We start from the raw sequence: 18,882 nt of genomic DNA on the forward strand, positions 1-18,882 counted from the left end.
TCGCGCGCCGCGGATCGCCCTCAGCCAATCGGCTGAAACCGGTCAGCCGGGCAGCTCCGCCGGGAGGCCGAACGCCGGAAACTCCGCGTCCAGGAAGGCGACCACCTCGGCGACCCTCGTACCGTTCAGGACGAGAAGGTCCAGGCCCGCCGCGACGTGAACGCCCCTGTCCTCGTCCCACAGGTAGGTGCCGAACGCGAGCTGCCCGTTCGCCCGCGTCGGCAGGAAGCGCCACCGCCGGCCCGACATCGCCTCGGCCAGGAACGTCCGGATGCCGTCGTGGCCCTCGTACCAGGCCGTCAACGGTGGCATCGAGTACCTCGCGTCGTCCGTCAGCATCGCCACGACGGCCTCGATGTCCCCGGCCTCCCACGCGGCCGCGTACCGCCGGGCCACTTCCCGCCGCGTCGTCTCGCCCATCGCGTCCAGGGTTGCCCGCTGGGTGGCCGCCGGAAGCAGGCCGTCGAGGACCTTTCTGGCCCGTTGCAGCGCGCTGTTGACCGCCGCGACCGTGGTGTCCAGCAGGTCGGCGACCTCGCGGGCCGCGAACCCGAGGACGTCGCGCAGCAGCAGGACAGCTCGCTGCAGGGCCGACAGGTGCTGCAGCGAGGCGACGAACGCGAGCTCCACGCTCTCCAGAACCACCACTCGAGCCTCCGGGCTCAGCTCCGCCGTCCAGCTCAGCCGGTGGTCGGGGTAGGGTTCGAGCCACATCGCCTCGACCGACGGCGCGCCTTCCGGGCTCAGATCGGTGGGAAGCTCGCGGCGCCCCCTGCGCTCGATCAAGGTCAGGCACCTGTTGGTCGCGATCCGGTACAGCCACGGCCGGATCGACCCCCGGTCCTCGAACCGCTCCAGGCTGTTCCAAGCCCGGACCAGGGTCTCCTGTACGGCGTCCTCGGCGTCATGGACGGACCCCAGCATCAGGTAGCAGTGCGCGTGCAGCTGATCCCGCAGCGGTCCGACCAGACGTCCGAAGGCGTCGCCGTCACCGGCCTGGGCCGCGACCAGGAGTTCCGCCGTGGTGGACCTGTCCGTCCAGCCGTGATTCATCCGCGCTGATCCCCCGTTCTGGGCCCACCGGAGCCAGGGTATGGCAGGAAAACCAAGGTGGAGTGGTGTGATCGCAGCCGACAATCCACCCCTGAGAACCAGACCGGGAACTCACCGCCTTCACAGGGATCATGTGTCTCCCCGCCTTCTGGTCCAGAGGTAGAACGCCTGGCTCTTCATCCAGGTGGGCGCCGGTTCGAGCCCGGTCAGCGAGGCCCTCCAACGAACATTCCAGGTGGCCGGAGGGCTCGTCGTCAGGTTGGCCGGCAAACGAAGAAAGCCCAGGCCGGCGATGCCGGCCTGGGCTTCCCGCAAGTGCGCCGCCAGGGACTCGAACCCCGGACCCGCTGATTAAGAGTCAGCTGCTCTAACCAACTGAGCTAGCGGCGCTTGCAACGGGGGTAACTCTAGCAGCAGCTCCGGCGCGATCGCACCTCGGTTGACCGCCGCCCGGCTCCCCGCGAGAAGATCGGGGCCGGGCCGTTCTCGGCTGTCCGGCCCCGTACACAGACTCGGGGCCGGACAGTCCCTCAACCGTCCGGCCCCGATCTTCTCGCGGGCTTCGCCATCGTCTTCCCCAAGACTCCGGCGGCCGTCCTGCTCCGGAATAGACTCGGGGCCGGACAGTCCCCCAACTGTCCGACCCCGATCTCCTCGCGGGCTTTGCCATCGTCTCCCCCAAGACTCCGGCGGCTCCGCTCAGGAACGCGATCCCCCTCGCGTCCTTTTTCCGGTGAAAAGTCTCTGCAACGCTCCCCCCGGGCTTCGCAGACCCCTTGACCTGCAACAACACTACCTGGCTAAATGTAACGGGCGCGTCATCCAAAGGTTGATTTTGCGCCTACACCCAACCTTGACCCGGTATCACCGAAGCCTCCGTCAACCCCCGCCGGATACCCGAAAATCCGGCTTCCCGGAGGTAGATCGGCCTGCTTCGGGCTCGGACCGGGAGCCGATCGGCCACCTCGGGCCTGGGTCAGGGGAGTTCGAGGCCGACCTCGGTCTCCTCCCGCAGTGCCCGGCTCACCGTGCAGTACCTCTCCTCGACGCGGTGGGCCACCGCGCGGAGCACCTCGGCGGCCTTGTCGTCGCCCTCGGGCAGCTCCACGTCGTAGCTGATGGTGATCGGCCCCAGCCTGCTCGCCTCGATCTTCTCCGCCTGAACGGTCATCGCCAGGCGGACCATGCGGTGGCCACGCTGGGCCGTCAGCGGCTCCACGGTGACGATGTTGCAGCCGCCGAGCGCCGCGAGCAGCAGTTCGACCGGGGTGAAAGTCCCCTGCTCGTCGCCACTGCCCATGGCGACCTCGGCTCCGCGGTCGTTGCGTGCCACGAACCCGTCCTCGGTCCGCTCCACCCTCACCTGCGCCATGACGCTCCTCCCCGGCCTTCCTCGATCTGAGGATCACCCTACAGAGGGAGGACGGCCGTCTCAGGCATCGGGATGTTTGGACAGGTATTCGATGTAGAACGGGCGCAGCGCGTCACCCAGCTCCCCGTGACCCGAGACCATGGCGTCACTGAGCAGGGCCGAGATCCGGCTGAGGTCGTTGGTCGTCTCGTCCTCGTGCCCCGATGACGCCTCCGCCGCCGGGATCAAGGAGAGCAACTCCCACAGAAAGCCGAGATCTCCGTGATGCACGGCGTAGTGGACCGCGCGATCATGCAGTTCCTGGGCCGATAGCGACTCAAGCTCATCCGTTTCCAACAGACCCACCCCCTCACGCCCCTTCTGCCCCGAGATTGTGACCATCATGCGCAATCGACGGTACGCGCAGTCAGCGCACCAGCCTGACCAGCATTTTTCCGGTGTTCGCGCCGCGGAGCATGTCGATGAACGCCCGCGGGGCGTTCTCCAGGCCGTCGACGACGGTCTCCATCGAGACCAGTCTGCCCTCACGGAGCCAGGTGCCCACCTCGGCGACCATGTCGGGCAGTCGCGCCTGGTGGTCGGAGACGATGAATCCGCGCAGGGTGAGCCGTTTCCCCACGGCCAGGAAGAGGTTGTTCGGGCCCGGTACCGGCTCGGTGGCGTTGTAGACCGAGATCGCGCCGCACATCGCGACCCTGCCGTACGTCCTCAGCTCGTCGATGGCCGCCTGCAGGTGGTCACCGCCGACGTTGTCGAAGTAGACGTCGATCCCGCCGGGGGCCGCCTCGGCGAGCTGCTCACCGATCCGGCCGTCGCGGTAGTTGAAGGCGGCGTCGAAGCCGAGATCGCGGATCAGGTACGCGACCTTCTCCGGCGACCCGGCGCTGCCCACCACGCGCGAGGCGCCCTTCAGCCGGGCGATCTGCCCGGCCAGGCTGCCCACGGACCCGGCCGCGCCGGACACGAACACCGCCTCGCCCTCCTTGAATCGCGCGATGTCGAGCAGGCCCACGTACGCGGTGAGGCCGGTCATGCCCAGCGCTCCGAGGTAGGCGGAGAGCGGGACGCCCGGGACCTCCTCGACCTTGCGGGCCTGCCTCGCGTCGAGCACGGCGTACTCGCGCCAGCCGTACCCGTGGGTGACGATGTCCCCGGGGGCGAGGTCCGGCGAGCGCGACACGACGACCTCGCCGACGGCCCCGCCGTCGAGGGGGGCGCCGATCCGGAAGGGCGGGGTGTAGGACTCGGCGTCGTTCATACGTCCCCGCATGTACGGGTCGACGCTCATGAAGAGGTTGCGGACGCCGATCTCCCCCTCCCCTGGAGGGGGCGACTCGACCTCGGCCAGCTCGAAGTTCTCCGGGACCGGCCAGCCCGAGGGCCGCGACGCCAGCCGGATCTCCCGCGACACCGTACGGCCGGCGGCACGCGCCGACGTCCCGTTCACGGCGGCGGTCCCGGCGCCGGTGCCACCCCCGGCCCTCGTCCCGGCTCCCGTCTCCGGCACGGCTCCGGATCCGCCCCCGGTCCCGGCTCCGGGAGCGGGGCCGGGTCTGGGGCCTGGCTTGGGGACGGGGCCGGGGCCGGGTTTGGGGCCTGGCTTGGGAACGGGACCGGGTTTGGGAGCCGGGCCGGGGCTGGATCCGGGATCGGGCTTGGGGCCTGGCTTGGGGACGGGGCCGGGCTTGGGAGCCGAACCTGGGCCGGCCCCGGGGCCAGGCTTGGGGACGGGGCCGGGGCCGGGTTTGGGAGCCGGGCCGGGTTTAGGGGCGGGACCGGGCCTCGGGCCCGGCTTGGGGACGGGCCGGCTTCCGGGTTCCGTCCCGCCTCCGGTGGACTGATCTCCTGATCGGCCGCTGGATGGTCGGTCGTCCGACATGATGAGGCCCCCCTCGGCGGTTCGCGCTTCTCATCTGGGACTTTCCCATCCGGTAGCGGTCCTCCTCGCGAGACGGCGACGCACCTGACAGGATCTCGCCACTTTCGTGACCGCATCTGGTCATGGATGCGAAACTTTGCACGGAAGCCGGGACGCGGCCCGCCGCCCCGGGCGCCATGACCACCGTGCCCGTGGCGCTCGGTATCGATCGGATCAGCAGGCGCTCAGCCGACCAGCAAAGTGTCTAGTGTCCGTATATATCCGCTTCGGGCGGTAGATCTGCCGCCCGCCCGACCATCCATGCGAGGATGCCTAAACGTGAAGATAATCATCAAAATACTGGTGGTGGCCGCCGCCCTGTGGGCGGCGACCCGGCTCGTGGACGGCATCACGGTGTCCGCGCAGACCCCCGTCAAGGAGATCGGCACGCTCCTCGCCGTCGCCCTGGTGTTCGGGATCGTCAACACCGTTCTCAAGCCCATCATCAAGACGCTCGGCTGCGCCTTCTACATCCTCACGCTGGGCCTGTTCGCCCTGGTCGTCAACGCCGGGCTGCTCATGCTGACCAGCTGGATCGCCAAGGAGCTCAGCCTGCCCTTCCACGTGGAGGGCTTCTGGCCCGCGTTCTGGGGCGCGATCGTCATCGGCCTGGTCAGCTGGATCCTCGACCTGATCCTCGACGCGATCGTCGGCGACTGAGCCGATGGTCGTCCTCCTTGACGGCGCCCACCTGACCTGCGAGCAGGTCGATCGGGCGGCTCACGGCTCCGGGGTCGCGCTGGGCTCCACGGCCCGCGCGCGGGCGGCATGGCGGACGGCCGCCCTGCTCGAAGGGCCGGTGTACGGCCGGACCACCGGTGTGGGCGCCAACAAGGACGTGGAGACCGAGGCCGCCGGTCTCGGCCTGCTCCGCAGCCACGCGGGCGGCGCGGGATCGCGGATCGAGGAGTTCCGTGCCCGCGCCACCCTCGTCGTCCGCCTCAACCAACTGCTCGCCGGCGGCTCGGGGGTCGACCCCGCACTCCTGCCGGTACTCGCCGCCGCCGTCAACCGGGGCCTGACCCCGCCTATCCGCACCTACGGCGCCATCGGCACCGGCGACCTCACCGCCCTGGCCACCACCGCGCTCTGCCTGGTGGGCGAGCTTGCCTGGAGACCTCCCTCCAGGAGCGCACAGACCGAGGGCGCACGAACCGAGGGCGCACAGACCGGGCCCCCCGCCGGAACGCGGGCCGACGAGCCCGTACCCCGGTTCGCGCTCGCCGCCGGTGACGCGCTGCCTTTCATCAGCTCGGGTGCGGCGACCCTGGCGGACGCGGCACTGGCCTGCCATCGCCTGGGAGTCCTGCTGTCCGCCGCCACCGCGGTCGCGGCCCGCTCCTTCCTGGCCGTCGAGGCCTCGCTGGAACCGCTCTCCCCCGTCGTGCAGCGCGGCCCCGAGCAGACCTCGGTCGCGGCCGAGCTGCGCGACCTGGTCGGCGCCACCAGCCCGCGCCGCGTGCAGGACCCGTACGGCTACCGCGCCTTCCCGCAGGTCCACGGGGCCACCCTCGACGCTCTTCGCCACGCGGAGCGGACCGTCGCCGAGGAGATGAACGCGGCCCCGGAGAACCCGTTGATCGCCGACGGCCGGGCCTGGCACAACGGCAACTTCCACTCGGCGCGGGTCGCGCTCGCCCTCGACGCCCTGCGGGCCGCGCTCGTGCAGACCGCGACGGTGAGCGCCGCCAGGCTCACCACCCTGAACGACCCAGCCCACACGGGGCTGCTCCCCTTCCTCGCCGAGCGCCCCGGCGGCTCCGGGGTGATGATCCTCGAATACGTCGCGCACTCCGCCCTGGCCGAGCTGCGCCATCTGGCCGCCCCCGTCACCCTGGGCGGCGCCGTGCTCTCCCTGGGGACCGAGGACCACGCGAGCTTCACCCCGCAGGCGGCCCGCTCCGCGCTCGCCGCCGTCGAGCCGCTGGAGATCGTCCTGGCCTGCGAGCTGGTGGCCTCCGTACGGACCCTGCGCCTGCGCGGCGTCCCCTGCGACCTGCCCCTCGATCCCGCGCTGGACGACCGCCCGCTGGACGCCGACCTCGACGTGGCACGCGGGCTCCTGCCCGGCCTCGCCGTTCGCTGACTCCCCGCCGGTCAGCCGACCGAGCCGCGCTCGTGGAGCTGGGGGGCCTGGACGATGCGGCGGCGGCGCGGGTTGCCGTCGGCGGCGGCCACCACCATCCGGACGGCGGCGCGGACGATGCCGTCGATGTCCCAGTCGACGGTGGTCAGCCCGGGGGTGAGCAGACCCGACATGGGGTGGTCGTCGTAGCCCATCACCGACACCTCCGACGGGATGGCCAGCCCCCGTTCGGCCGAAGCCGCGTAGACGCCGTAGGCGATCGAGTCGGCGAAGCAGAAGAACGCCCGGTGCCCGGCGTCGAGCATCTCGCCGGCGACCCTGGTGGCGGACGCCGGCGACTGCGGGGCGGTGACCAGCTCGATGTCCAGATCCAGCCGCCCGGCCTCGGCCATGACGTGCACGTCGGCGGGTCTGTCGGGGGTGCTGGCCCTGGTCGAGGTGAGGACGGCCAGGCGCCGGTGCCCCCGCTCGCGCAGGTGTTCCAGGGCCAGGGTCACCCCGGCCCTGTTGTCGAAGACGACCTCGCCCGCGGCGCGCGCTCCGGCCAGCGCGTCACCGATCGACACCACCGGCAACCCCTCGCACAGCTCGGCCCAGAGCGGTGCCGCGGGGTCGACCGGCTGCACGATCAACGCGTCCACCCGCTGGTCGCGGAGCTGCCTGGCGAGCGTGTGCTCCCTGGCGGGGTCACCCGCGGCGTCCAGGATCAGGGCGTAGCGGTCGTTGTCCTTGAGCGCGCGGCCGATACCGACGGCCAGCGCCTGCTGCCAGAGATCCTCCAGCGAGCCGCAGAGCAGGCCGATCATGCCGGTTCTGCCGCTGGCCAGCGCGCGGGCGATGGGATCGGCCTCGTAGCCGAGCTCGGCCGCGGCCTGGCGCACCCGCTCGATGGTCTCCTCCGAGACCTGCATGCCGCGCAGCGCGTACGAGACGGCGGCGGGTGACAGGCCGGTGGCCTTCGCCACCTCACGTATGGTCGCTCGTTTCCGAGGCTGGGGCATCGGACCAGCCTATTCCTCAGGACCTCTGGGAGCGCGCTCCAGGGCGGATCACATCTTTCCGGAGGTATTGACACAATAGTAGGTGAAACGGTTCACTGAAACGGTTCACTGAACCGTGTCACTGTTGGATGTACCATGGTGAGGGCAGTTACCTATATTGTAGGTAGGGAATACCTCGATAGTCCGGGAGGAGGACGGTTGTGACCGTCGACGTTCACCAGCATCTGTGGACGCCCGCGTTCGTCGACGCGCTCAGGCGCCGCACGGCCGCCCCTCGCCTCGACGGCTGGACCCTCCACACGGACGGCGAGCCCCCCTACGAGGTCAACCCCGCGGACCACGACCTCGCCGCGCGCCTCGCGCTGAACTCGGACCTCGCCCTGGCCCTGGTGTCGCTGTCCAGCCCGCTCGGCATCGAGTCGCTGCCGCCCGAGGACGCCTGGCCGATCATCGACGCCTACCACGAGGACGCCCTCGCCCTGCCCGTGCCGTTCGGCGCCTGGGCGGCGACCTGCCTCAGCGAGATCGATCCGGACAGGCTCGCCGGCAGCCTCGACACCCGGTATGCGGGGCGGAGGTTCGCCGGGCTCCAGCTGCCCGCGACCGCCGTGCGCGACGCCGCGGGCCTGGCCAGGGTCGCCCCGCTGCTCGACGCGCTCACCGAGCGCGACCTGCCGCTCTTCGTGCACCCCGGCCCCGCCCCCGAGGCCGAGGAACCCGAGGGGGCCGGGGTGCCCGGCTGGTGGCCCGCCGTCGTGCCGTACGTGCAGCAGATGCACGCCGCCTGGTACGCCTTCGCCGCCTTCGGCCGGGCCCGCCATCCCCGCCTGCGGGTCTGCTTCTCGCTGCTCGCCGGGCTGGCCCCGCTCCACTCCGAGCGCCTGGCCAACCGCGGCGGGGAGGGCCGGGGGCAGGTCGACCCCGACATCTTCCTGGAGACCTCCTCCTACGGCCCGCGCGCCATCGACGCGATCATCCGCGAGCTCGGCGTCGACGTCGTGGTCAGCGGTTCCGACCAGCCCTATGCCGCCGCCCCGGACCCGGGGCTCGGCGACGCCGCTTGGCACGCCATCGCGGTCACCAATCCCAACCGTCTGCTGAATCGAAAGGAGTCGCGTTAGTGAACCAGTCCCAGGGCCGTGAGAGCTGTGCGCTCCCGGCGACGACGGCCCCGAACGGCGAGATCGCCAGGCGAGTGAACAGCCACGGCTCCAAGCCGTCCGGCGGTGAGTCCTCATGAGCTACGAGGCCCTGCCCGCCCGCGCCCTCGACCGGCGCGAGCTGCTCGACCTGGTCAACGAGCTGGCCGCCGACCCCTCCCGGTGGGAGGAGCAGGTCGAGTTCCCCGAGGAGGGGGGCCGCCACTACGCCTCCCTCTACCGTGACTCCCACGTCGACATCTGGCTGCTGTGCTGGCGGCCCGAGGACGACACCGGCTGGCACGACCACGACACCTCCTCCGGCGCGGTCCGGGTGGTGGCCGGGACGCTTCTGGAGTGCAACCCCCGGATCGGCGGCGAGCACCTGGAGACCATGATCTCCGAGGGTGAGTCCTTCTCCTTCGGCCCCGACCACATCCACCGGCTGAACGGCGCGGTGCACGGCAGCGTCTCGATCCACGCCTACTCGCCGCCGCTCTGGCGCCTGGGCCAGTACTCGATCAGCGACAGCGGCGTGATGCGCCGCGTCTCGGTCAGCTACGCCGACGAGCTGCGCCCGCTGGACGACATCGAGCAGATGGTCGAGGTCGCCTGAGCACGAACGGCTCGGGCGGAGATTCGGCAGGGAGACGGCCTTGGACGGGTGCCGAACTTGATCAAAAAGGGTTTGATCAAGTTCGGCACCGAAAGCAGAGCGCCCCATTTCACGCGGACCCGTGGGGGGCATTGCGGAGCATGTTAGATTCCGGCCGGTACCTGGTCGCCCTACAGTGGCTCAGGCGTTTGTCACAGCAGCTTGAGTGCGTAAAAGATCGCAAGTAGAAGTGTCACGGCACCTGCGAAAGCGGCGCCACCCAGCAGGATGGCCGAGGAGACCACGGCCCCTCCCGCGGTCGACAAAATACCCGCGATCAAACTGATGATCACACCGACGAGCACCGCGATGATGACCAAAAGCGCTCGATGAGTGGCCTCGCTCACATGTTCCCCTTCGCTCGACCTTGATCACCCAGAGCCCTGAACCAACGCCGGTCAGGGCATAGATCACCTGGGTGAACTGGTTTCGACCCGTGGGGAACACGGCCCGCGTACTCGCCTGTATAGCGCACGCAGCTTGTCTCATGGACAAAGCACCTCAGATCATAAGGCGATCAAGAAGCGCGGGTAAAGAAAAACCTTCCGTGGCACTCGGGCAGTAGATGTCAAACCGGGTGACACACGTCATGCTGCATTACTTGGCTGCTGATCCTCCGTAGTCTCGATCGGTGTGGTGTAGATGGCCGTAGCGCCTTGGCCCTGGCGTCCCTGTGCCGGCGGGCGACGTAGCTGAAGGGGACGCGCAGCAGGTGTATCACGCAGGTCTGCACAACGGCCAAGGGTCAGACTTGCTCAATAACCTGCGGGGACCTGTCAGCTCAGCAAGCCGAGCAGCCGTTCCTCCTGCCGTCCTGGCTCTTGCCTGAACCCGAGCACAGGATCCCGGCCCAGATGGTCCCCGAGGCTACCTCGGTACGGAAGCCGCATAAGAGTGGATCAATAGCTCATGGTTCGTACAGGGGACAAAGAAAGAGACGCTCCGTGAGCGGCATAAGCGGGCCTTACGGGTCCGTTCGCAGAGCTTTCCGGATACGCCGTTGACACCGGTATCGGCCGACCGTCCTTGCCGCCTCGGCCGGAACTCCTCAAATCAGCGGCGGACGTCCCAAGCGTGCCATGCGCCAGACCGTGCTCCACCGCATCGGGCGGCGATTTCCACACGATGTGGTACACCCTTCGATGAACCCGCTGCCCCACGCTCGGAGCCCGGCCAAAGGAGGTCTGCGGACGACGGTAATCACGGTCCAAGTGGCAAGGTAGATCGGTATCAGAGCTGCGGGCAGGTGGCGTCTGGCCAGCCAGACGCGGTTGCGGGCGACCATACGGAAGTACACGGCATGGCGTGTCGGAGAGGTCCGAGGGTGCTGCAACACCAGCTCGGGGCGGTATTCGATGCGCCAGCCCGCGTCCAGCGCCCGCCACGCCACGTCGGTTTCCTCGTGCGCGTAGAAGAACGACTCCGGCCAGGTACCGATATCGTCCACCACCGCCATGCGGATGGCGTTTCCGCCGCCGAGGAACGTGGTGACCTCCGAGGCACGCAGCGGTTGACCGGTACGGAGCCGGGGAACGTGGCGGCGCTGCGTATAGCCGGTCTCATCCGCAATGCGGAAACTGACGATGCCCAAGTCGGAGCTGTGAGCGAACAGGCGGCGAATCGTGTCGGCGGTGTCGGAACGCGGCAGGAGCCCGTCGTCATCCAGATACATGACGACGTCGATGTCCCCATGGTCGCGGAGAACGGCGAGCGCGGCGTTGCGTCCGCCGGAGATTCCCCGATTCTCCGGCAGTTCCAGGCCCTCGACTCCTGCAGGCAGTCGCCCCAGCCGGGTGCCGTTGCCGACGACCACGGTCCGCATCGTCGGCCCGGATTGCGCCTCGACGGAGTCCAGGAGCGCGGTGAGTTCGGCCGGCCGGTCGCCCATCGTGAGGATGACCACTCCGATTCTCACATTCGCGGGCGAGATGAGAGCCCCGTGGTCCTCGTACGGCATGCGTACCTCTCTCATCAGCGGGGAACCGGGCGAAGGACAGGCATGTCGCCGCCGGCCGCCTCGAAGGCTGGAAGGCTGGAAGGCCATGCCAGCGTGATCGTACAGCGCCTTCTAACTGGGCTGTTGCTTTGTAGCCATGTTCAGATCGCTTGTCGTTAACGTAAATCCGAGTGGCACGGTAGGAGCGGCTCCCGTGGTGCTCACCCGCGTCTGCCGTGCGCGGCTTCCTCGTACAACCGCTGGTAGCGGTCGGCCACGGCAGCCCAGCTGTAGGAGCGGTGTATGTGCCGCGCCGCGTTGGCCGCCCGCCGGGCTCGCTCCGCGGGGTCAGCCAGGGCCGCGGAAAGAGTCTCGACCAGATCGGTGACGTTGTCGGGCTTCACGAGCCAGCCGCCGGCACGACTGCCGCAACCGGTGATGATGCCCGCTGGACCTCCCGTGTTCGTCGCGATCGGCGGCGTGCCGCAGGCGGCGGCCTCGATGTAGACCATGCCGAAGCTCTCGTTGACGGCGGGGGCGACCATGAGATCGGCGCAGTTGAGACCGTCGGGAAGCTCGTCATGGTCGCGCCAGCCGATGAAGTAGACGTGATCGTCGATTCCGAGACGTCGAGCTGCGGTCAGCGGGTGCTCGCCTTCCGCTTCGCCTGGGTAACCGCCCCACAGCAGCAGGACAGGCGCCGGGTCTGCGGTCTTCAGGATCTCGGTGAACGCTTCAAGCAGGACGTTGAGCCGTTTGACCTGCTGGAACCGGCCGATCCACAGCAACACGGGCCGCAGTGCTCCACTCGCGTCGACCATCCTGCCGAGATCGCTCGCGGTGTAGCGGATGCTGGCGGGTTCCTGACCGGGCGCCCATCCACGTGGGTCGTCGACCAGCCAGCGGCGCAGCCGCGCCAGGCGCTGGTTGTCATCGAGGTGCTGCGGCACGAAGCGTGTGGTGTCCACGCCGTTGGGTACCACCGTGATGTCGTCCTCCGGAATGTCCAGCAGGCGATTCACCTCGACGCGGTCACTGTCGGAGACCACGGCGATCCGGCCGGCATTGCGGGCGTACCAGTGCATCTGCCTGCTCCACAGATCGGCGTACTGCCACAACCTCCAGTCCTTCGTGTGGACGTGCGCGAGCTCCTCCTCGGTGAGGTCAGCGTCCCGAAGGAGCCGGTCCAGAACCATCCGCTTCCGTTCGGGGTCATTGTCATGACAGGCATCACCCAGGGTGCTGAGTGATACGCCGAGGCGGTCGGCGAACCGGGTGATCTGCTGGGCCTGATCGAGGAGCTTGAGATCGGTGCCATGGAAGGTCGTGATGACCGGGATGCCTTGGTAGGCGCTACGGACCGCGATCTGCAGGTGGCTCAGGTGGTGCAGATGAACGACGGCGGGACGGGCGCTGCGGTGGCCGGTCAGGTACTCATTCCAGGCGCTGATCAGGTGCTGGGTCGTCACGGGTGCCACGGCGGTGAACATGCGGTCCGGTGCGCTGGGCCCGCGATCCTCGTAGGAAGGATGAAAGGGAGCGGGTTGCTCGTCCATGCCGCTCCTGCCGTGCGCGTAGGCGGCTGCCGCGGCGTTGTAGTCCATCGCGGCCACATCGAGGCCGACATAGGTGGAAGACCAGCCAGCCGCCCGGGTGGTGTCGAGGCTTTCGTACAGCGAGGTGAAGCCGATCTCGCGGCGGCGCAACTCGCCGACCATGGGGATCAGGTCGTGCAGGGAGCGGCCGTAGCGGTCCAGGGACGGCAGCACCAGGGTGTCGCCGGCGGTCAGGAAGCCGTGGCAGGCCTTCAGCTCGGGCCGCTCGGCGGTCTTGCCGGACTTCTTGTCGGCGAACACGTGTCGGCATCCGGTGGTGGTCAGGGCGTCGGTCTGGCGCTTGATGTTCTGCGAGCCGGCGGAGAGGCGCGCGTAGCCGATGCGGATCTCGCTGCGGTGGGCGGGAAAGGCGGACAGGAGGTCGTCGGGCAGGTCCAGGGCGGGAGAAGGTGGCCACAAAACCTACCCAATAGGTAGGTCATACTGGCCGGATGTCAGAGAAGACACCCGCCCCCGAGACCAAGGCGCGAATATCTCCACGGTCTGACTGGCGCGCTACGTGTGGGTCTCTTGGGTCTTTCCGATGCGCTCGTGCATGGCAGGCGGGGCGCGGCCCCGCCGCCTGTAGACGGTCGGCACACCCCGGGTAACCGCCGGATCCCGCGGAACTCACGCTGGACCTCAACCGGTCGAGCAAGCCGGGCGGTGACCCGGCGGCACCTCGGGTGCATCGGCAGTCTCTCAACTACCGACAAGAGGATGGTGCACCAGTGAGCTGGTGGCAGGGGCTGCTCGGGTTCACCGCAGGGCTGTTGATCGCGGTGGTGACCACACCGGTCGGGGTGTCCGGCGCGGTGTTCCTGCTTCCCTTCCAGCTCAGCGTGCTGAGTGTGCCGAACCCTGCGGTGACGCCCACCAACCTGCTGTTCAACGTGGTGGCCGGCCCCGGCGCGCTGCTGCGCTACCGGCGGCGCGGCCATCTGGGCGGCCCGCTGACGCGCCTGCTCGTCCTGGGCACCCTGCCCGGCGTCGTCGTCGGCGCGCTGCTGCGGATCTTCGTGCTCCCCGGCCCCCAGGTGTTCCGCCTCCTGGTCGCCTGTCTGCTCTTCCCGCTCGGGGTGTGGCTGTGTGCGCGCACGCTGCGCCCGCCACGCGGCCCGGCCGCCGCGTCCCCGCCGTCGCGTCGCGCCATCGGCCTGCTCGCGGTGATAGTGGGTGCGGTGGGCGGCATGTACGGCATCGGCGGCGGCTCCCTGCTCGGGCCGATCCTCGCGGGGCGGGGGCTTCCGGTCGCCGTCGTCGCGCCCGCCGCGCTGGCCTCCACGTTCGTGACCTCGATCGCCGGGGCGCTCACCTACGCCGTCTTGTCGTTGACCACCTCCGGCGACATCGCGCCGGAGTGGGCGCTGGGGCTGGTGTGCGGCCTGGGCGGGCTGATCGGCGGATATGTGGGGGCGCACCTACAGCCTCGCCTGCCCGAGACTGGTCTGCGGCTGCTGCTGGGGGGCCTGGCCATCGCCGTGGCCGGCATGTACGCCGTCCAGGCTCTGGCCTGACCCGCCCCGCCCCGCCTGCCGGATCGGCGGTCGGCGCGGCCCCTGACGGGGTCATCTGGCTGGTATCGGCGGTGGCAGCCTGCTCGCCGGCCCCATCAGCGCCCTGGCGATGGTGGCCGGGCCACCCCTCTATTGACGGATCACAAATATTTAATATCATCACGATATGACGATTGATTCTGATTGTGGAATGACTCCGGTGGACGGGCTGGCCCCGGCGGCCGCGCTGTTTCACTCACTTGCCGACCCGGTGCGATTGTCGATCGTGCAGCGGCTGGCACGCGGCGAGGCCCGGGTGGTGGACCTGACCCGCGAGCTGGGCCTGGCGCAGTCGACGGCCTCCAAACACCTGGCCTGCCTGCGCGATTGCCGGCTGGTGGACTACCGGGCCGAGGGACGCCAGTCGTTCTACTTCATCGCGACCCCCGACCTGCTGGACCTGCTGCGTACGGCCGAGCAGCTGCTGGAGGCGACCGACCAGGCCGTCGCCCTGTGCCCGGCCTACGCACTGCCCGCCCGCGGCGATGCGGGCCAGGTGCCGGCGTGAGCGCCCGTACCGGCCGATCCGACGCCGCATCTTCGGCGCCCGTCGCTGAGACCAAGCCGGGGCGCGAGCCGTTGACGCTGCCCGAGGTGAGCGGCGGGTGCTGCGATGACGGCTGCACGGTCCCGGCGGCCGCCCCAGGTAGCGCGTCCCGGCTGGCGTTCGCCCGCCCGGTGCTCACCCTGTTCGCCGTCGTGGTGGGTCTGGTGCTGCTGGTCGTGGTCGCCGGGGAGTGGCTGGGCCTGTTCGAGACGCTCACCGACCAGGTGCCCTACCCGATCGGGCTGGCGGTGGTGCTGATCGGCGGCTTTCCGATCTTCGCCGGGGTGGCGCGGGCGGCCTGGCGGCGCAAGGTCACCTCGCACACGCTGATGACGGTCGGCGTGGCCGCCGCGCTCATCGTGGGCGAGTGGCCGGTCGCCGCGGTGGTGGTGCTGTTCATGCACACCGCCTCCTACGCGGAACGCTTCACCACCGAACGCGCCCGCAAAGCCGTGCGCGAACTGGCCGCGCTCGCCCCGGCCACCGCGCGCATCGAGCGCGAGGGCACCGAGGTCGAGGTCGCGATCGAGCAGGTACGGCCCAATGATGTGGTGGTCGTGCGGCCGGGTGAGCAGATCCCGGTCGACGGCGTGGTGATCGCCGGGAGGGCCACCGTCGACCAGGCCGCCATCACCGGCGAGCCGATGCCCGTCGAGGCGGGCCCCGGCGCCACCGTCTACGCCGCCTCCTTCGCCGCCCTGGGCAGCCTGCGCGTGCGCACCAGCGCGGCCGGCGAGCACTCGACCTTCGGCAAGGTGGTCACGCTGGTGGAGCAGGCCGAAACCAGCCGGGCCCCCGTTCAGCGCATCGCCGACCGGTTCTCCGCCTACTACCTGCCCGTGGTGCTGGCTGTCGCCGCCCTGACCTTCATCCTCAGCCGCGACGTGCTGGCCACCGCCGCCGTGCTGGTCGTCGCCTGCTCCTGCTCCTTCGCGATGGCCACCCCGGTCGCCGTGCTGGCCTCGGTCGGCGCCGCCGCCAGAGGCGGGCTGCTCATCAAGGGTGGCCGCTATCTGGAAGCCCTGGCCAAGGCAGACGTACTGCTGATCGACAAGACCGGCACGCTGACCCTGGGTCGGCCCCGCATCACCGACGTCCTTCCCCTGGGCGGCGGCACCGAGGCCGACCTGCTGGCTCTGGCCGCCACCGCCGAACGCTACTCCGAGCACCCACTGGCCGAAGCCGTGCGCGCCGCCGCCCACGAACGCGGGGCGGTGCTGGGCGAGCCCGCCGACTTCGCGGCCCTGCCCGGCCGGGGCGTCCGCGCCACCGTACAGGGCCGCACGGTCGCGGTGGGCGGGCTGCGCCTGGTCGCCGAGGCCGCCGATCATCCTCAGGTGCGGGCGCTGGCCGAGGCGGGCAAGACCCTGCTCCTGGTTACCGCCGACGACCACCTGCTGGGCGTGCTCGCGGCCGCCGACACGCTGCGCCCGGAGATTCCCGCCGCCCTGGCCGAGCTACGAGGTCTGGGCCTGACCCGGGTCGAGCTGCTCACCGGCGACCACACCCCGACCGCCGCCGCCGTGGCCGACCAGTTGGGCATCGCCTTCCAGGCCGATTTGCTACCCGAGGACAAGATCGCCATCGTGCGCCGCTACCAGGCGGCCGGGCACCGGGTGGTGATGGTGGGCGACGGCGTCAACGACGCCCCCGCCCTCGCCCAGGCGGACGTCGGCATCGCGATGGGCGCCGCCGGTAGTGACATCGCCATCGAGGCCGCGCACATCGCACTGATGCGCGAGGATTGGATGCTGGTCCCTCAGGCGGTTCGCCTGGCCCGCCGCACCGCCCGAGTGATCCGGCTCAACATCGGCTTCACCGCCGGCTACAACGCGCTCGGCCTGTCCCTGGCCGCGTTCGGCCTGCTGCCGATGATGCTCGCGGCCGCCGCCCAATCGCTGCCCGACCTGGGCATCCTGGCCAACTCCGCCCGCCTGCTGCGTGATCCGGCCCGCCCGCGCTGAGCCCTGCCGCCCCGCCGCAGACCATGCCGACGGCTACTGCCACACCAACCGGAGGGACATTCTGTGAACCGCCGCCGGATGACCGCCGCCGTGCGGGCCGCCCACCTGACCGAGATGCGCGCCGCCCGCACCACCACCGATGCCAAGGCCCGCCGGCGACATCTGGAGCGCGCGCACATCTTGTCTCAGCCCTGGCCGTGGCCACACACCCGCACTCATGTGGCGATGCTCGCCTTGGCGGTGCGCCGGCGCGACCGGCGCGAAGCGTTCGGCCAGGTGGTGCGGATCATCGTGGCGGCGCCCGGCTCGGCGCTGGGCCGCTATCTGGAGGGCAACACCGGCCACGTCCGGGTCGGTCTCACTCAGCCCATGACCGTACCTGCTGACCTGGCCGCCTCACTCGCGACCTGAAAACACCCTTTCGCCCCGCTGCCGTAACCATCCCAAGGCCTGGGCTGACACCGCTGCGTCCCGGCTCCTTTGCCCCAGTCCGCGGCTGTGGGATTACCGGGTCCCGATTCCCAGATCACATCGGTTGTTCACCTGCTGTTCGTTCCCCCTTGTATCGATGCATGTCAATATCGGAATCTATCAAATTAGACTTCCATCGATACAGGTGGCGGACGCTCCGGGAGCAACTGATGACCAGCACCGACAAGCGCGACGACCTGACCATCGACCAGCAACTGGCCCTGGCCACCGCGGCCCGCCGGCTGGGCGAGGAGTTCACCGGCACCTTCTCGGTCGAGACGATCGAGCGGTTCCTGCACACCAGCTACGACCAGTTCGCCACCCGCGCCGTCGTGGCCAACTTCCTGCCACTGCTGGCCGAGCGGTTCACCCGCCAGCGCCTGCACGCCCTGGCCCGCGTCGAGGGCAAAAGCGACGGGCGGCCGATCGTGCTGTTCTTGTGCGTGCACAACGCCGGCCGCTCCCAGATGGCGCTGGGCTTCTTCCAGCATCTGGCCGGTGAGCACGCGGTCGCCTGGTCCGGCGGCTCGGAGTTCACCGTCGAGGTCAACCCGTCCGCGATCGCCTCGATGGCCGAGGCCGGCATCGACATCTCCCGGGAGTTTCCCAAGCCGTGGACCGAGGAGATCGTCCGGGCCGCCGACGTCGTGGTCACCATGGGCTGCGGGGACGCCTGCCCGATCTTTCCCGGCAAGCGCTACCTGGACTGGGAGCTGGAGGACCCGGCGGGCAAGAGCGTCGAGGAGGTGCGTCCGATCCGTGAGGAGATCGAGCGGCGGGTGCGCGCCCTGCTGGCCGACCTCGACGTGCCCGCCACCCGATGAGCGTCCCCGCCACACCGAGCATGAATAGATGTATGTCAATATAGGTGAAGGCCTACTTCGACAGACTTCTATGCAAAGAGAGGGGGTCCGGTGGAGCCGCTGGAACTTCTGGGGTGCAGTTCGCCGCTGACGCGTGAGCCGCTGAACGCCGGGCAGGCCGCCGCCGTGGCGCGGGTGTTCAAGGCCTTGGGCGACCCGGTGCGGCTGCGGATCGTGTCGATCGTGGCCAGCCACGGCGGCGGAGAGGCGTGTGTGTGCGACATCACCGCCGCCTTCGACCTCTCCCAGCCCACCATCAGCCATCACCTGAAGGTGCTCAAAGAGGTCGGGCTGCTGGTTTCGGAGCGGCGTGCCTCCTGGGTGTACTACCGGCTGGTCCCCGAGACCCTCGGTGAGCTGTCGGCCCTGATCGATGTCCCGGCCACGGCCTGACCGACCGCGAAGGAAAACCCATGTCATCCTCACCGTCCAGCCGCGCCCCCGCGCCCGCCCCGGCGAGTCAGCCGGGCGTGATCGGCGCCTTGTCGGTCCTGGACCGCTTCCTGCCCGTCTGGATCGGGCTGGCGATGGCCGGCGGGCTGCTGCTGGGGCGCCTGGTGCCCGGACTGAACTCCGCGCTGGAGGCGGTCAAGATCGGCGAGATCTCGCTGCCGATCGCGCTGGGCCTGCTGCTGATGATGTATCCGGTGCTGGCCAAGATCCGCTACGACCGCCTGGGCGCCGTCACCGGCGACCGCCGCCTGCTCATCGCCTCCCTGGTGCTCA

18 protein-coding genes, 2 tRNA genes and 1 pseudogene are annotated in these 18,882 nt (G+C 69.8%); 12 read left to right on the top strand and 9 right to left on the bottom strand.

The annotated features are described in order from the left end of the window. Positions 1-42: 42 nt before the first annotated feature. Positions 43-1,053 (bottom strand): sigma-70 family RNA polymerase sigma factor, encoded by a 1,011-nt coding sequence (locus ABZ260_RS08485; protein WP_355614434.1) that lies wholly within the window; start codon positions 1,051-1,053, stop codon positions 43-45. Between the two features lie 145 nt (positions 1,054-1,198). Here ABZ260_RS08485 and ABZ260_RS08490 point away from each other — a divergent pair. Next, positions 1,199-1,275 (top strand) — tRNA-Lys (locus tag ABZ260_RS08490). 94 nt (positions 1,276-1,369) lie between these two features. Here the strand turns inward: ABZ260_RS08490 and ABZ260_RS08495 are convergent. The 4 genes from ABZ260_RS08495 to ABZ260_RS08510 all read right to left on the bottom strand — a co-directional run bounded on the left by ABZ260_RS08495 (position 1,370) and on the right by ABZ260_RS08510 (position 3,836). Beyond that, positions 1,370-1,443, bottom strand: a tRNA-Lys gene (locus tag ABZ260_RS08495). Positions 1,444-2,029: 586 nt separating this feature from the next. Further along, positions 2,030-2,425, bottom strand: coding sequence for an OsmC family protein (locus ABZ260_RS08500; protein WP_355614437.1), 396 nt, complete (start codon positions 2,423-2,425; stop codon positions 2,030-2,032). Between the two features lie 60 nt (positions 2,426-2,485). Next, entirely contained in the window at positions 2,486-2,770 is a 285-nt protein-coding gene (locus tag ABZ260_RS08505; RefSeq protein WP_355569441.1) for a hypothetical protein, read from the bottom strand. Between the two features lie 61 nt (positions 2,771-2,831). Then, positions 2,832-3,836: an NADP-dependent oxidoreductase gene (locus ABZ260_RS08510; protein WP_355614484.1), complete on the bottom strand. Its 1,005-nt coding sequence runs from the start codon at positions 3,834-3,836 to the stop codon at positions 2,832-2,834. 786 nt (positions 3,837-4,622) lie between these two features. Between ABZ260_RS08510 and ABZ260_RS08515 the strand changes: the two genes are divergently transcribed. Beyond that, positions 4,623-5,003 carry a phage holin family protein gene (locus ABZ260_RS08515; RefSeq protein ID WP_355614440.1) on the top strand — a complete coding sequence of 127 codons (381 nt, stop codon included), beginning with the start codon at positions 4,623-4,625 and terminating at the stop codon, positions 5,001-5,003. 4 nt (positions 5,004-5,007) lie between these two features. Then, positions 5,008-6,429, top strand: coding sequence for an aromatic amino acid lyase (locus ABZ260_RS08520; RefSeq protein WP_355614443.1), 1,422 nt, complete (start codon positions 5,008-5,010; stop codon positions 6,427-6,429). 11 nt (positions 6,430-6,440) lie between these two features. On the opposite strand, the gene ABZ260_RS08525 is transcribed toward ABZ260_RS08520, so the two are convergent. Then, positions 6,441-7,394, bottom strand: a complete 954-nt coding sequence (locus ABZ260_RS08525) for a LacI family DNA-binding transcriptional regulator (protein WP_355614446.1) — start codon at positions 7,392-7,394, stop codon at positions 6,441-6,443. A gap of 236 nt (positions 7,395-7,630) precedes the next feature. On the opposite strand from ABZ260_RS08525, the gene ABZ260_RS08530 reads away from it, so the two are divergent. Together ABZ260_RS08530 and ABZ260_RS08535 are read left to right on the top strand one after the other, a co-directional pair. Beyond that, positions 7,631-8,551: an amidohydrolase gene (locus ABZ260_RS08530; RefSeq protein ID WP_355614449.1), complete on the top strand. Its 921-nt coding sequence runs from the start codon at positions 7,631-7,633 to the stop codon at positions 8,549-8,551. 115 nt (positions 8,552-8,666) lie between these two features. Then, entirely contained in the window at positions 8,667-9,185 is a 519-nt protein-coding gene (locus ABZ260_RS08535; RefSeq protein WP_355614452.1) for a cysteine dioxygenase family protein, read from the top strand. Between the two features lie 191 nt (positions 9,186-9,376). On the opposite strand, the gene ABZ260_RS08540 is transcribed toward ABZ260_RS08535, so the two are convergent. The 3 genes from ABZ260_RS08540 to ABZ260_RS08550 form a co-directional block, all read right to left on the bottom strand. Then, on the bottom strand, positions 9,377-9,571 hold the full coding sequence (locus ABZ260_RS08540; RefSeq protein WP_355614455.1) for a hypothetical protein: 195 nt from the start codon (positions 9,569-9,571) through the stop codon (positions 9,377-9,379). 701 nt (positions 9,572-10,272) lie between these two features. Beyond that, positions 10,273-11,181, bottom strand: a complete 909-nt coding sequence (locus ABZ260_RS08545) for a glycosyltransferase (RefSeq protein ID WP_355614459.1) — start codon at positions 11,179-11,181, stop codon at positions 10,273-10,275. A 200-nt stretch (positions 11,182-11,381) separates the two neighbouring features. Continuing rightward, a complete protein-coding gene (locus ABZ260_RS08550; protein WP_355614462.1) occupies positions 11,382-13,175 on the bottom strand; it encodes a glycosyltransferase in 1,794 nt (597 codons plus the stop codon). A gap of 311 nt (positions 13,176-13,486) precedes the next feature. Here ABZ260_RS08550 and ABZ260_RS08555 point away from each other — a divergent pair, with 311 nt between their 5' ends. The 7 genes and pseudogenes from ABZ260_RS08555 to ABZ260_RS08585 form a co-directional block, all read left to right on the top strand. Continuing rightward, a complete protein-coding gene (locus ABZ260_RS08555; protein WP_355614465.1) occupies positions 13,487-14,272 on the top strand; it encodes a sulfite exporter TauE/SafE family protein in 786 nt (261 codons plus the stop codon). Positions 14,273-14,438: 166 nt separating this feature from the next. Beyond that, complete coding sequence (locus ABZ260_RS08560; RefSeq protein ID WP_355614467.1) at positions 14,439-14,819, top strand: metalloregulator ArsR/SmtB family transcription factor; 381 nt, start codon at positions 14,439-14,441, stop codon at positions 14,817-14,819. Next, a complete protein-coding gene (locus tag ABZ260_RS08565) occupies positions 14,816-16,822 on the top strand; it encodes a cation-translocating P-type ATPase (RefSeq protein WP_355614469.1) in 2,007 nt (668 codons plus the stop codon). The genes ABZ260_RS08560 and ABZ260_RS08565 overlap by 4 nt, the downstream gene beginning before the upstream one ends. A gap of 63 nt (positions 16,823-16,885) precedes the next feature. Beyond that, positions 16,886-17,233, top strand: a complete 348-nt coding sequence (locus ABZ260_RS08570) for a DUF3703 domain-containing protein (protein WP_355614472.1) — start codon at positions 16,886-16,888, stop codon at positions 17,231-17,233. Positions 17,234-17,463: 230 nt separating this feature from the next. Next, a complete protein-coding gene (locus ABZ260_RS08575) occupies positions 17,464-18,117 on the top strand; it encodes an arsenate reductase ArsC (protein WP_355614475.1) in 654 nt (217 codons plus the stop codon). Positions 18,118-18,207: 90 nt separating this feature from the next. Continuing rightward, entirely contained in the window at positions 18,208-18,549 is a 342-nt protein-coding gene (locus ABZ260_RS08580) for a metalloregulator ArsR/SmtB family transcription factor (RefSeq protein ID WP_355614478.1), read from the top strand. Positions 18,550-18,569: 20 nt separating this feature from the next. Further along, positions 18,570-18,882: pseudogene (locus ABZ260_RS08585) on the top strand (arsenical-resistance protein); the annotation flags it as partial.

It is taken from the genome of Streptosporangium sp. NPDC006013 (assembly GCF_040614275.1).
Lineage (GTDB): Bacteria > Actinomycetota > Actinomycetes > Streptosporangiales > Streptosporangiaceae > Streptosporangium.

Excerpts from the sequence above, each read along its gene's own strand:
- ABZ260_RS08500 (WP_355614437.1), bottom strand. The coding sequence starts at position 2,425 with ATGGCGCAGGTGAGGGTGGAGCGGACCGAGGACGGGTTCGTGGCACGC.
- ABZ260_RS08545 (WP_355614459.1), bottom strand. The coding sequence starts at position 11,181 with ATGCCGTACGAGGACCACGGGGCTCTCATCTCGCCCGCGAATGTGAGA.
- ABZ260_RS08485 (WP_355614434.1), bottom strand. The coding sequence starts at position 1,053 with ATGAATCACGGCTGGACGGACAGGTCCACCACGGCGGAACTCCTGGTC.
- ABZ260_RS08575 (WP_355614475.1), top strand. The coding sequence starts at position 17,464 with ATGACCAGCACCGACAAGCGCGACGACCTGACCATCGACCAGCAACTG.
- ABZ260_RS08520 (WP_355614443.1), top strand. The coding sequence starts at position 5,008 with ATGGTCGTCCTCCTTGACGGCGCCCACCTGACCTGCGAGCAGGTCGAT.
- ABZ260_RS08535 (WP_355614452.1), top strand. The coding sequence starts at position 8,667 with ATGAGCTACGAGGCCCTGCCCGCCCGCGCCCTCGACCGGCGCGAGCTG.
- ABZ260_RS08560 (WP_355614467.1), top strand. The coding sequence starts at position 14,439 with ATGACGATTGATTCTGATTGTGGAATGACTCCGGTGGACGGGCTGGCC.